The organism is Roseomonas sp. 18066 (genome assembly GCF_902706185.1).
GTDB lineage: Bacteria > Pseudomonadota > Alphaproteobacteria > Acetobacterales > Acetobacteraceae > Pseudoroseomonas.
Genome location: NZ_CACSJM010000156.1, coordinates 1 through 12,878 on the forward strand (window position 1 = coordinate 1; position 12,878 = coordinate 12,878).

Consider the following 12,878-nt stretch of genomic DNA (forward strand, 5'->3'; position numbering starts at 1 on the left):
CGCTTTGACCGAGGACAGCGACTTCCTGGCCGATACCGAGGCCAATCCCGGCCAGCTGCGGCTGATGGCCTGCCTGCCCGAAGCCCTGCCCGACCGCGCCCCCCTGGTCGTCGCCCTGCATGGCTGCACCCAGGACGCCGCCGGCTTCGACGCGGCCTGTGGCTGGTCGCAGCTCGCCGCCCGCCGCGGCTTCGCCCTGCTGCTGCCCGAGCAGCGGCGCGAGAACAACGGCAACACCTGCTTCAACTGGTTCGAGCCCGGCGACACCACACGCGGCCAGGGCGAGGTCGCCTCGATCGCCGCCATGATCGACCACCTGGTCCGCCGCCATCGCCTGGATGCCGGCCGCGTCTTCGTCACCGGCCTGTCCGCCGGCGGCGCCATGGCCGCGTCCCTGCTGGCCTGCTACCCCGAGCGCCTGGCCGGCGGCGCCATCCTGGCCGGCCTGCCGCACGGCGCCGCCCGCAGCGTCGGCCAGGCGCTGGAAGCCATGTTCCACCCCGCGCCCCGCCCGGCCGAGGAACGCGCGGCCGCGGTGCGCGAGGCCTCGGATCACCCCGGCCCCTGGCCCCGCCTGTCGATCTGGCACGGCGAGGCCGACGAAACCGTCCGCCCCGCCAATGCCGAAGAGCTGCTGAAGCAGTGGCTGCCGCTGCACGGGCTGGACCCCGCCCACCCCTCGCGGCACGACGCCGGCCACCGCGAATGGGGCGGGGTCGTCGAATGCATCACCCTGCCGGGCCTCGGCCATGAAGTGCCGGCCGAGGCGCCGGAGGCAATCCTGGATTTCTGGGGGATCGCCGAGGAGAAAGTCTTCCTCGTGGGGGCGGATGAGGATGTCAGGGGGGAGATTTAGGGGCAGAGGCAGGTTGGGGGAATGAATTCCCCCAAACCCCCATCTTTTTTCTGTCAGTCGAACAGAGCGAAAAGCTTACGGTCCATGTCGGAAATCGGCTGCACCAAGGCCCGCTCCGGCATCTCCCAGATCACCAGCTTCGGCGGCGTGTCGCGGAACGCCTCGCTGTCGAAATAGGCCGCGGCGGCGCCCGAGAAGGCGCCCCCCGCCTGGCCGTAATTGACCACCGTGCTCTCCAGCGCCTGCTGCAGCCGGCCGTGGAAATTGGCGTTCAGCGAATAGGACGACCCCAGCAGCACCACCTCCGGCGCCGGCGTCTCGTCCAGCAGCCCGCCGCCGCCGCCCGCAGCCGCGCCGCCGCCGACGGCGGAGGTGCTCTCCACCATCTGCCGGTCCGGCTTCGGCCGCGCCCAGGACGCTATCCAGTCGGGCATCTGGTCCAGGCTCATCAGCCGCAGCAGGTCGCCCGGGCCGTTGGTCTCGGTGTCGGCCGAAATGGTCGCGAACTGCTCGCCCCGCGTCAGCGGCAGCGCCGGCGTCACCGCCCCCACTGCGGCCGCGATCGCATCGGCGGCGGCGGCCGCGCCCGGCTGGTTCCAATGCGTGTCGGTGCGCCAGAAGGCCGGGTCCTGCCGCTGCATCGCCGCCAGCAGCGGCACCACCGTCACCGGCTGCGGCCGCAGCGCCGTCAGGAAGGCGTCGTAGCGCGCGATCGCCTGGGCCGAGCGCGGCGCCCCGCACAGATGCTCGGCATGCCGCCGCGCCTTGTCCGGCACCACCGCGACCACGACCGCGATGTCGCGCTGCGCCAGGCGGCTGGCGATGCGGCCGATGGCGGCGGCGCGGGTGGCCATGTTGGCCTCCGCCGCCGGCCAGGGGCGCAGCTCCTCGGTCAGGTACAGCCAGTCGTCGCAGCCGACCCGCAGCTGCGGCCCGCCAGAATCGAAGATGCCCCAGCGCAGCACGCCGCCGGCGGCGCGCAGCATCCCGTCGGCCGGCAGCAGATGCGCCAGCACGTAGTTCACCGCGCCCGTCGTGCGGCCCTCCAGCAGCGACGGCCAGGTCATCACCGTGCGCAGGCGGTTCTGCGCGCTGGTCGTCGACAGCGCCGCCAGCCCCTGCCAGGCGCCCAGCGCCAGCAGCACCGCGGCTGCCACCCCCTGGAAAGCGCCCGAGCGGCGCTTCCAGGCCGGCACGCTCGTCGCTTGCTCGGTCTCGGCCATGACGACCTCAGAACTGGAAGTAGAGGAAGGGAACGGCCGCGCGGCTGTAGAGCAGCACGATGCCGAGCAGGAAGGCCAGCAGCGGCCCGACCGTCCAGGGCAGCCGCCAGAACGGGCTGAGCTCTTCGGCCGGCTTCAGGAAGGGCAGCCGGCCGCGCAGCAGCGGCAGGTAGACGAAGACGATGCCGACCAGGATGCAGATCCACTGGTCCGGCGTCACCTGCCAGGCGAGCTCGTCGGACAGCGCCGTGCCGTGCAGCCCGATCATGCCGCCATACATCCGCCCGGCGCTGTGCAGGTCGGGGGCGCGGAAGATCACCCAGCCCAGCAGCACCGCCAGGAAGGTCAGCGCATGGCCCAGGATCCAGGGCATCGGGCCGCGGCCCATCCGCCAGTGCCGGTGCGCCACCAGCAGCGCCCCCTGCCAGGCGCCCCAGAAGATGAAGGTCCAGTTGGCGCCGTGCCAGAAGCCGCCGATCAGCATGGTCAGGAACAGGTTGACCGAGGTCCGCGTCTGCCCCTTCCGGCTGCCGCCCAGCGGGATGTAGAGGTAGTCGCGCAGGAACCGCCCCAGCGTCATGTGCCAGCGCTGCCAGAAGGCCTGGATCGAGCCCGACAGATAGGGGTTGTCGAAATTCTCCGGGAAGCGGAAGCCGATCATCAGGGCCAGCCCGATGGCCATGGCCGAATAGCCGGCGAAGTCGAAGAACAGCTGCAGCGTATAGGCCAGCGCACCCGCCCAGGCATCGGCCAGCGTCGGCGCCGGCAGGTGGAACACCGAATCCACCATCGGGCTGATCGTGTCGGCCAGCACCACCTTCATGGCGAAGCCGATCATGAAGCGCCGCGCGCCCATGCCGAACTGCGCCCAGGAATACTGCCGGACCACCAGCTCGTTCTTGATCTCGGCATAGCGGACGATCGGCCCGGCGATCAGCTGGGAGAAAATGGCCTTGTATGTGGCGTAGCCAATAAAACTGTGGCTGACCGGCACGGTGCCGCGGCGGATATCGATCAGGTAGCTGACCGATTGCAGCACGTAGAAGGACAGGCCGATCGGCAGCGCGATCTCGGTCCAGCCCATGCGGCCGAGGCCGACACCCTCCAGCAGCATGTTGAAGCTGTCGACGCCGAAATTGGCGTATTTGAAATAGCCCAGCGTCGCCAGGTTGCCGACCAGGCCGAACTGCATCCAGCGCTTGGCCGTGGGCCCCTGGGCGCCGGCCTTCTCCATCACGCGGGCGATGACGAAGGTGAACAGCGTGACGCCCAGCAGCAGCGCCAGGAAGTCCACGCGCCACCAGGCATAGAAGCCCCAGCTCAGCACCAGGACAGGGACGTTCCGCCAGCGCTTCGGGGTCAGGAAATAGACCGCGAAGAACAGGGGCAGGAACAGGCACAGGAATTCGAAGGAGGCGAAGATCATGCCTGCCTCACCTCACTTCGGTCGGGGTCTGCCGGGTCTAGCGGCGGATGTCGCGCAGCTGCGGCAGCGCGGACAGGGCCTGGGCCAGCTGCGCGCCATAGGCCTTGTAGCCGTCCAGCGTGTAGTGCTGGCCGTCGAAGGTCGGCCACTGGCCGGGCTGCGACATGCGCGTCGAATCCACATAGGTGCAGGGCGCGACGGTGGTCGCCAGCAGCGCCGACATCTGCTGGACGCGCGCGAAGGTCTTCATGAAGGGCCCGCCCTCGGTGCCCCAGCTCGGGCCGATCCAGACGCAGGGCAGGTTCATGGCGCGCAGCTGGTCGGTCAGCGCCGCCACCTCCTCCTTCACGCTCTCCACCGGCAGCTCGCGGCGGACGTAGCCCGCCATGGTGTCGCCCATGGCGATCACCACGACATTCGGCTTGGCCTGCTGCACCATCTGCGCCAGCGGCGTGGTGCGCGCGTCGTTGCCGCGCTTCTGCTGGATCGGGCCGGCCTGGACACGCTGCGCCGTGCCGCAGGAGGCGACGCGGCTGGTCAGGAAGACGCTGGCCGGCGAGCCGCAGGCGGCATAGGTCGAGACCTTGGCGCCCTGCGCGATCAGCTGGTCCTGCAGCGTGGTGATCAGGTAGCCCTGGGCCCCGAAATGGCTGTCCCCGAGGATCAGCATAGAAAGACCGGCGAGCGCAGACTGCATCGGGAACCCTATCCGGGACGGAGGAACGAAGGGGGCGGCATTCACCGCCCGCTTACTTTAGACGCATCGCAGGCGTGCCAAAAGCGGGTAATCCATGCGTTGCGTTAACAAAACCTGCGCAATTCGTCTCAAAATTGCATTTCTTGATCATTACGAACCAGTCACGATCAAGTCAACCCCCTGCCTTCGCGCCTTTCAGCAGGGCGGCCCGGGCCGCCTGCATCCGCGCCTCGGGAATCTCCGACACCAGGTCGCGCGCGCTGGCCAGCAGCCGCTTCAGCGGCAGCGCCGGCTCCCGCCGCCGCGCCACCAGCCCGGCCAGCGCCAGCCGCGGGGTCTCCTCCGGCCCCAGCGGCTTCACCCCATGATCGGTGGTGACGTCCCAGGCCTTGCCGCGGCCGACGGTGATGCGCAGCGTCCCCCCCAGCTCCGGCACGGTCACCGGCAGCGGCCAGATGCCCATCACCATCTTGGCCTCGGGCCCGGTCGCATGCTTGGAGACGACGTGCAGCCGCGTGCTGCGGCTGCCGCTGAGCGTGACCAGCGCCTGGCTATGGCCGAAATCGGCGACGATGCCGGTGGCCTCGAAGCCGGCGGGCAGCTGGAAGTCGAAGCCGGTCTCGGCCGCGACCTCGACCAGCTCGAGCTGCAGCAACGCGGTGCCCCGCGTCACCCGCGGCAAGGCGCGGCGGATGGCGGCGCCGGCGGGGAAATAGCGGAGCTCGAAGCCCGGCGCGGCGCCTTGCTTGCCGGCAAGGTCGCGTGCCGCCGCCAGCCCCGGCAGCAGCTCCGCCACCAGATGCCCGAGCTGCACCGAGACCGGGTTCTCCAGATGCATGTTGTCCTTGAACAGCGGCACCCCGGCCATGGCGGGATCGGCCTCCAGCCGGTCGAGCCAGGCATAGCCGTCGAAGAAAGGCAGGGCGAAGCGCTCGGCGGCGGCGCGGTACAGCGGCCCGATCTTGCGGCCCTCGGGGCGGAAGCTCTGCACCGGCAGAATCATCAGCACCGGCAGGCAGCCGGCGGTGGTGGTGGTCGAGACGACATGGCGCAGCGCCGCCTCGATCCGCGCCGCGTCATGCGCGCCGGAGGCCAGCAGCGTGCCGTCGTTGCAGGCGAAGTCGACCAGGCAGAGGTCGAACTCGGCCGGGTCCATCGCCGCCTGGCGGAAGGCGAACAGGTCGCTGCTGCAGAAGCCGAGGGAGAAATTCCGCGCCGCCACCCGCTCGGTCGCCTGCTGCACCACCCGGGCCCAGCCGCCGGCGGCGACGCTGTTCGAGGTGCCGACCACGGCGATGCGGGGCAGGCGGGGGCTGTCGTCGGGCGCGGCGTCGCTGGGCATGGCCGCCAGCATGCGGGGCGGGACGCCGGCCCACAAGCCGCCGCCCCGCTTGCCCGGCGGCCCCGGTCCGTGTTTGCTGGTCCCCCAAGGCGCGCAGACGCCCGACGCCAGTCCTGCTCCTCCACTGTCGAGACAGGGTCGTTCATGCATCGCCGCAGCCTTCTCCTCGCCGGCTCCGCCGCCTTCCTGCCGCGCCCCTCGCTGGCGCAGCCGGCCGCGTCGCGCGTGCTCCGCTACGTTCCGCAGACCGACCTGACCGTCACCGACCCGGTGATGACCACGGCCTACATCACCCGCACCCATGGGCTGATGATCTGGGACCAGCTCTATGGCCTGGATGCCGAGCTGCGGCCGCAGCCGCAGATGGTCGAGGGCCACACGGTCGAGGAGGACGGCAAGCGCTGGACCTTCACCCTGCGCCCGGGCCTGGTCTTCCATGACGGCGAGCCGGTGCGCGGCCGCGACTGCGTGGCCTCCATCCAGCGCTGGGCGCAGCGGGATTCGCTCGGCCAGGCGCTGATGGCCCGCCTCGACGAGATCACCGCCCCCGACGACCGCCGCTTCGTCATCCGCCTGAAGCGCCCCTATGGCGCCATGCTGGACACCCTGGCCAAGGTCGGCCCCTCGGCGCTGTTCATCATGCCGGAGCGGCTGGCGAAGACCTCGCCGACGACGCAGATCACCGAGATGGTGGGCTCCGGCCCGTTCCGCTGGAAGCCGGACGAGCGCGTCGTCGGCGCCCGCGTGGTCTATGAGAAATTCGCCGGCTACAAGCCGCGCGAGGGCGGCGCCGTCTCCTGGGCCGCGGGGCCCAAGGTGGTGCATTTCGACCGCGTCGAATGGCAGGTGATGCCCGACCCCGGCACCGCCAGCGCCGCGCTGATCAATGGCGAGGTCGATTGGTGGGAGAACCCGACCAACGACCTGCTGCCGCTGCTGGAGCGCAACCGCAACGTGGCGACGCAGCTGGCGACGCCGCTGGGCACCATGGGCACCGGCGTCTTCAACCACCTGCACGCGCCCTTCAACAACCCCGCCATCCGCCGCGTGGTGCTGGAGGCGATGTCGCAGGAAGACTGCATGATCGCCGCCGCCGGCACCGATCCGGCGCTGCGCCGCACCGGCATCGGCGTCTTCACCCCCGGCACGCCGATGGCGAACGAGGCCGGCATCGCGGCGATCACCAGGCCGCGCGACCTGGAAGCCTCGAAGAAGGCCCTCGCGGCGGCCGGCTACAGGAACGAGAAGATAATTCTGATGATCCCGACAGACCAGCCGGTGCTGGCGGCGATCGGCGAGGTCTGCCTGGACACCCTCAAGCGCCTCGGCATGAATGTCGAGCCGGCGATGTCCGACTGGGGCACGCTGGTGCAGCGCCGCGCCAGCAAGGCGCCGCCGGAGCAGGGCGGCTGGTCGATGTTCAACACCACCTGGGCCGGGCTCGACATGATCAATCCGGTGGTGGCCCAGGTGGTACGCGCCAATGCCGAGCGCGCCTATTTCGGCTGGCCCGACATCCCCGCCATCGAGACGCTGCGCGAGGCCTGGCTTGACGCCCCGGACGTCGAGGTACAGAAAAAAATCGCCGCCGAGATCCAGACCGTGGCGCTGCGCGAGGTGCCCTTCGTGCCCACCGGCCAGTACCTCTACAAGACCGCCTATCGCCGGCACCTGACCGATGTCCCCAACGGGCTCTTCGTCTTCTGGGGCGTCCGCCGCGCCTGAGCTTTCCTGCAACCTGGCCCGGGCGGTCCGCCGCCCGGGTGCCTGCCGATCGGAGCCGTCCCTGATGTCCAGCCTTGACCATATCCGCCGCTACCACCCCGAGCTGACCGCGCTGCGCCAGGACCTGCACGCGCATCCCGAGCTCGGCATGGAAGAGCACCGCACCGCCGAGATCGTCGCCAGCCAGCTGGAATCCTTCGGCATCGAGGTGCATCGCGGCGTCGGCAAGACCGGCGTGGTCGGCGTCATCCGCGGCCGCCCCGGCAACCGGGCGGTCGGCCTGCGCGCCGACATGGACGCGCTGCCGATGGAGGAGCTGACCGGCCTGGCCTATGCCAGCCAGACGCCCGGCAAGATGCATGCCTGCGGCCATGACGGCCACACCACCATGCTGCTGGGCGCCGCCCGCTATCTCGCCGAGACCCGCGACTTCGACGGCACCATCAACCTGATCTTCCAGCCCGGCGAGGAAGGCTGCGGCGGCGCGCTGGCCATGCTGGAGGACGGGCTGCTCGACCGCTTCCCCTGCGACGCGCTCTACGGCATGCACAACGCGACCGGGCTCGACGTCGGCAAATACGCGATCGGCGCCGGGCCCTTCATGGCCGGCGGCGCCTTCTTCGACATCACGGTGACCGGCCAGGGCTCGCACGGCGCCCGCCCGGAGGCCAGCATCGATCCGGTGCTGACCGCCTGCCATATCGCAACCGCCTTGCAGTCCATCGTCTCCCGCAACATCTCGCCGCGCGAGACCGCGGTGATCAGCGTGACCAAGGTCGGCGGCGGCGACGCCTACAACGTCATCCCGCAGACCGCGACCCTGGCCGGCACCGCCCGCTTCTTCAGCAAGGCCGTGGCCGAGCAGATCGAGACCAACCTGAAGCGCTTGGCCGAAGGCGTCGCCGCCGGCTTCGGCGCGACGGCGGAAGTCGACTTCCGCCTGATCTTCGCCCCCACCATCAACGACCCGGCCTGCACGACCACCATCGCGGACGCGGCCGCCGGCCTGGTGGGCGAAGACCTGGTCAACCGCGCCCGCGAGCCGGTGATGGGGTCGGAGGATTTTTCGTTCATGCTGGAGAAGGTCGCGGGCGCGTATATCCACGTCGGCAACGGGCCGGGCGCCTCGGCCCACAACCCGCACTACAACTTCAACGACGACGCGATCCCGTTCGGGTCGGCTCTGTACGTTGAAGTCGCGAAGAAAGCGCTGGGACAGTAAGCGAAGACAAGAGACAGGCCAGGGGAATGAATTCCCCTGGATTTTTCTGTCAGACTGCCGTGTCCACGTGACGACAGTACGTGAAACGGCCCAGCAGCAGCGCGACCTGTCAGGTTGCGCTGTTTGTACATGAGCGCCCCGTCGTGATGCCCTGGTGTGCCTTCTGGTGATGTGTCGGTCTGAAAACGGCCGTTGAACAGAAAAAAGATGGGGGCCCGGGGGAATTCCTTCCCCCGGCCTTTTTCATACTTCTTCTGTCTTGCGGATCTTCGCGTCCGCCGTCTCCAGCGTGGCGAAGAGCGCGCCGTAGGCGGGAAGCTGGGCGTATCCGTCGTCGATCGTCCCGCCGAAGTCCGGCCCGAGGGTGGTGGCGGCGCTGAGGGCGCAGCGCTGCGGCGTGTCCGACAGGTTGAACAGCGCCACGATCCGCTGCCCCGCATAGTCGCGCACCAGGCCGAGCAGCGGCGCCGGCAGGTCCAGCCGCTGCTGCCCGCCACGGACCAGCGCCGGATGCGCCCGGCGGAAGGCCAGGGCCTGGCGCCAGGTCCCGAGCAGGCTGCCGGCGTCGCCCTGCTGCCGGTCGACGGCCAGGGCACGGTGCGAAGCCGGCACGGGCAGCCAGGGGGTGCCGGTGGTGAAGCCGGCCTCGGGCGCCTCGGCCTGCCAGGGCATCGGCGTGCGGCTGCCGTCGCGGCCGCGGAATTCGGGCCAGTAGGTCAGGCCGAAGGGGTCGCGGATCTGCTCGAGGGTGAGCTCGGCCTCGGGCAGGCCGAGCTCCTCGCCCTGGTAGAGGCAGAGGCTGCCGCGCATCGACAGCAGCAGGGCCACCAGCAGCCGGGCGAAGCGCGGGTCCGGGGCGACGTCGCGGCCGGCAGGGTTCCAGCGGGTGACGGCGCGCTCGACATCGTGGTTGGAGAAGGACCAGCAGGGCCAGCCCTCGGCATCGGCGCGGCCATCGGCCTCGGCGAGGAGCGCCGAAGCGATGCCATGGTCGAAACCGCCGCGCAGCGGGCGCAGCGTGTAGGCCATGTGCAGGTGCCGGTCGCCGCTGCTGTAGCGGCGGACGCGGTCGAAGGCGCCGTCCTGGCTGGAGACCTCGCCCAATGTCGTGGTGCCGGGGTAGCGGTCGGTCAGCGCGCGGATGCGGGACAGGACGTGGTCGATGCCCGGATGCAGCATGTCGTGCTGGTGGCTCTGCAGGCCGAAGAGCTTGGCGGGTGTCGGGCCGGCGAAGGGGCGCGGCGGGTTGGGGCGCAGCGCAGGGTCATGCGCCAGGAAATCCACCGCATCGAGGCGGAAGCCGTCGACGCCGCGCTTCAGCCAGAATTCGCCGACCGCCAGCAGGGCGTCGAGGGCGGCGGGGTTGTGCAGGTTCAGGCTGGGCTGGGTCGAGAGGAAATGGTGCAGGTAGTATTGGCGCCGCCGCGGCTCCCAGGTCCAGGCGCTGCCGCCGAAGACGCTCAGCCAGTTGTTGGGCGGCGTGCCGTCCGGCGAGGGGTCGGCCCAGACATACCAGTCGGCCTCGGGCGCCGCGGTGCCGGTGCGGCTGCGGCGGAACCAGGGATGCTGGTCGGAGGTATGGCCGCCGACCAGGTCGACCAGCACCTTCAGCCCGCGGGCATGCGCCGCGGCCAGCAGCCGGTCGAAATCCTCGAGCGTGCCGAATTGCGGGTCGACCGCCAGGTGGTCGGACACGTCGTAGCCAAAGTCGCGGCCGGGCGAGGCGTAGAAGGGGCAGATCCAGAGGGCGTCGACGCCGAGGCCGGCAATGTGGTCCAGGTGACGCTCGATGCCCGGCAGGTCGCCGATGCCGTCGCCATTGCTATCTGCGAAGCTGCGCGGATAGACCTGATACAGCACCGCGCCCCGCCACCAATCCGCTCCAGCCACCATGCGCACGGTCTCCTTCAGCCTGGCCGTTCAGACCTCGTTTCACGCGTCGTGTCCCTGCAAGCCACGGCGTGGGCCTTGCCCCCGACGCATCGCTCGCGTTTTCGTGATAACATTAGATAAGTTAAAATTGGCCGGAATTTGGCGGTTCCGGGGCCTCACGGGGACAGAGGGTGACGATGTGTCACCCGGATGCATCAGCGGAGGCTTGTGCATGAACTTACGTGATGCGTGATGGCCTTGACCAAGCGGTGACCCGTACCGAGGGATAAGAGGCGAGATAGCGGGAGAACCAGCATGGTCGATTTGCATTCCGCGGGAACCGGCCGGGTCGCGGGCGGCTGACCCGGCCATGGACCTGACCCCCGCCGACACCCCCGAGCTCGACCAGGACGGCTTCCCCGTCGCGGCCACCGCCTCGCTGCAGGAAGGGCGCTCGACCACGCTGAAATTCGGCGACAGCTTCGCCCTGGCCGACCATGCCGGGGAGCTGCTGGGCGGCGCCAACGGCCTGTATCACGGCGACACCCGGCACCTGTCGCGCTTCTCGCTGCGGCTGAACGGCACGCGGCCGATGCTGCTGAGCGCCGCCCTGCTGGAAAACAACGCGGCGCTGGGCTGCGACCTGACCAACCCCGACCTGCCCCCGGCCGAGGCCGGGGCCGCCCCGGTGCCGGACGACCGGCTGCACCTGCGGCGCAACCGCTTCCTGTTCCAGGGCGCCTGGCATGAGCGGCTGGCGATCCGCAACTTCGACCAGGTGCCGCACCGCATCCGGCTGGAAGTGTCCTTCGCTGCCGATTTCGCCGACCTGTTCGAGGCGCGCGGCGCCCGGCGCAAGGCGCATGGCCAGATGCACCGCCCGGCGCTGGAACGCGACGCGGTGACGCTGGCCTATACCGGGCTGGACGGGCTGCGGCGCGAGACCCGGCTGCGCTTCGATCCGCCGCCCAGCCAGCTGGAAGGCAACCGCGCCACCTATCTGATCGACATCCCCGCCGGCGGCCGGCGGGCGCTGTTCATCGAGATCCGCTGCGCCGGCCAGGCCGCGCCCTGCAGCCCGCGCATCGCCTTCGGCCAGGCGCTGCGCGACGGGCGGCGCTGGCTGCGCCGCCATGCCGCCAGCCATGCCCGGGTCGAGAGCAGCAACGACATCTTCAACGAGGCCATGCTGCGCGCCGGCGCCGACCTGACCATGCTGACCACCGAGACGCCGCAGGGCCCCTACCCCTATGCCGGCATCCCCTGGTACAGCACCGCCTTCGGCCGCGACGCGCTGATCGCGGCGCTGCACACGCTCTGGTACGACCCGTCGCTGGCGCGCGGCGTGCTGAAGTTCCTGGCCGCCAACCAGGCGACCGAGACCGACCCCACCACCGAGGCCGAGCCCGGCAAGATCCTGCACGAGACGCGGCAGGGCGAGATGGCGATCCTCGGCGAGGTGCCGTTCCGCCGCTACTACGGCAGCGCCGACGCGACGCTGCTGTTCGTCATGCTGGCCGGCGCCTATCTGGACCGCAGCGGCGACGTCGCCACGCTGAAGGCGCTGTGGCCCAACATCGAGGCGGCGCTGGCCTGGATCGACGGCTATGGCGACAGCGACGGCGACGGCTTCCAGGAATACAGCCGCAAGCGCCCCGACGGGCTGCTGAACCAGGGCTGGAAGGACAGCCACGACGCCATCTCCCACGCCGATGGCAGCATGGCCGAGGGGCCGATCGCGCTGGTCGAGCTGCAGGCCTATGCCTATGCCGCCTGGCGCGCCGCCGCCCGCATCCTGAACCGCTTCGGCGACCATGACCGCGCCGGCGCCCTCGAAGCCCGCGCCGAGGCGCTGCGCCAGAAGTTCGACGCCGCCTTCTGGGACGAGCAGCTCGGCACCTATGTCCTGGCGCTCGACGGGCGGAAGCGGCCCTGCCGGGTGCGCGCCTCCAACGCCGGCCACGCGCTCTTCGCCGGCATCGCCCTGCCGGAGCGCGCGGCGCGGGTGGCGCAGACGCTGCTGGACCCGTCGCATTTCTCCGGCTGGGGCATCCGCACGCTCGCCTCGGGCGAGGTGCGCTACAATCCGATGAGCTACCACAACGGCTCGGTCTGGCCGCACGACAACGCGCTGATCGCCGAAGGCTTCGCGCGCTACGGGCTGCATATCGAGGCGGCCCGCGTCTTCACCGCCATCTTCGACGCCGCCTCCGCCGCCGAGCAGCGCCGGCTGCCGGAGCTGTTCTGCGGCTTCCCCCGCCGCAGCGGCGAAGGCCCCACCCTGTACCCGGTGGCCTGCGCGCCGCAGGCCTGGGCCGCGACCACGCCCTTCTCGCTGCTGCGCGCCTGCCTGGGGCTGGGCTTCGACCCTGGCAACAGCACGGTCGAATTCGACCAGCCGGTGCTGCCGCGATTCCTGCAGTCGCTGACGCTGCGCAACGTCACCCTCGGCCATGGCCATCTCGACATCGCGCTGCAACGCGTCGACGGGGAAGTGGCGATGCATGTGCTGGGG

The 12,878-nt window shown here is 70.4% G+C and carries 9 protein-coding genes; 4 read left to right on the forward strand and 5 right to left on the reverse strand.

The window, feature by feature from the left end; translation table 11 throughout:
• Positions 1 to 856 (forward strand): PHB depolymerase family esterase (locus GVN67_RS23990; protein ID WP_159999847.1); only part of this gene is annotated, 856 nt, incomplete at its 5' end.
• 53 nt (positions 857 to 909) lie between these two features.
• Here GVN67_RS23990 and GVN67_RS23995 read toward each other — a convergent pair.
• The 4 genes from GVN67_RS23995 to GVN67_RS24010 all read right to left on the reverse strand — a co-directional run bounded on the left by GVN67_RS23995 (position 910) and on the right by GVN67_RS24010 (position 5,544).
• Positions 910 to 2,079 (reverse strand): alginate O-acetyltransferase AlgX-related protein, encoded by a 1,170-nt coding sequence (locus GVN67_RS23995; RefSeq protein ID WP_159999848.1) that lies wholly within the window; start codon positions 2,077 to 2,079, stop codon positions 910 to 912.
• Positions 2,080 to 2,086: 7 nt separating this feature from the next.
• On the reverse strand, positions 2,087 to 3,505 hold the full coding sequence (locus tag GVN67_RS24000) for an MBOAT family protein (protein WP_159999849.1): 1,419 nt from the start codon (positions 3,503 to 3,505) through the stop codon (positions 2,087 to 2,089).
• A 37-nt stretch (positions 3,506 to 3,542) separates the two neighbouring features.
• Positions 3,543 to 4,202, reverse strand: coding sequence for an SGNH/GDSL hydrolase family protein (locus GVN67_RS24005; RefSeq protein ID WP_159999850.1), 660 nt, complete (start codon positions 4,200 to 4,202; stop codon positions 3,543 to 3,545).
• Between the two features lie 172 nt (positions 4,203 to 4,374).
• On the reverse strand, positions 4,375 to 5,544 hold the full coding sequence (locus tag GVN67_RS24010; RefSeq protein ID WP_159999851.1) for a hypothetical protein: 1,170 nt from the start codon (positions 5,542 to 5,544) through the stop codon (positions 4,375 to 4,377).
• Positions 5,545 to 5,688: 144 nt separating this feature from the next.
• Between GVN67_RS24010 and GVN67_RS24015 the strand changes: the two genes are divergently transcribed.
• Complete coding sequence (locus GVN67_RS24015; protein WP_159999852.1) at positions 5,689 to 7,269, forward strand: ABC transporter substrate-binding protein; 1,581 nt, start codon at positions 5,689 to 5,691, stop codon at positions 7,267 to 7,269.
• Positions 7,270 to 7,333: 64 nt separating this feature from the next.
• Positions 7,334 to 8,491, forward strand: coding sequence for a M20 aminoacylase family protein (locus GVN67_RS24020; RefSeq protein ID WP_159999853.1), 1,158 nt, complete (start codon positions 7,334 to 7,336; stop codon positions 8,489 to 8,491).
• 243 nt (positions 8,492 to 8,734) lie between these two features.
• Here GVN67_RS24020 and GVN67_RS24025 read toward each other — a convergent pair whose 3' ends face one another.
• The gene (locus GVN67_RS24025) at positions 8,735 to 10,384 is read right to left on the reverse strand and encodes an alpha-amylase family glycosyl hydrolase (protein ID WP_200845378.1); all 1,650 of its coding nucleotides are present in this window, start codon (positions 10,382 to 10,384) and stop codon (positions 8,735 to 8,737) included.
• 349 nt (positions 10,385 to 10,733) lie between these two features.
• Between GVN67_RS24025 and GVN67_RS24030 the strand changes: the two genes are divergently transcribed.
• The coding region (locus GVN67_RS24030) for an amylo-alpha-1,6-glucosidase (RefSeq protein WP_159999854.1) at positions 10,734 to 12,878 on the forward strand (2,145 nt) is incomplete at its 3' end.

Bases quoted from the DNA above. Each gene is read 5' to 3' on its own strand.
- GVN67_RS23995 (WP_159999848.1), bottom strand. From the start codon at position 2,079: ATGGCCGAGACCGAGCAAGCGACGAGCGTGCCGGCCTGGAAGCGCCGC.
- GVN67_RS24000 (WP_159999849.1), bottom strand. From the start codon at position 3,505: ATGATCTTCGCCTCCTTCGAATTCCTGTGCCTGTTCCTGCCCCTGTTC.
- GVN67_RS24005 (WP_159999850.1), bottom strand. From the start codon at position 4,202: ATGCAGTCTGCGCTCGCCGGTCTTTCTATGCTGATCCTCGGGGACAGC.
- GVN67_RS24010 (WP_159999851.1), bottom strand. From the start codon at position 5,544: ATGCCCAGCGACGCCGCGCCCGACGACAGCCCCCGCCTGCCCCGCATC.
- GVN67_RS24015 (WP_159999852.1), top strand. From the start codon at position 5,689: ATGCATCGCCGCAGCCTTCTCCTCGCCGGCTCCGCCGCCTTCCTGCCG.
- GVN67_RS24020 (WP_159999853.1), top strand. From the start codon at position 7,334: ATGTCCAGCCTTGACCATATCCGCCGCTACCACCCCGAGCTGACCGCG.
- GVN67_RS24025 (WP_200845378.1), bottom strand. From the start codon at position 10,384: ATGGTGGCTGGAGCGGATTGGTGGCGGGGCGCGGTGCTGTATCAGGTC.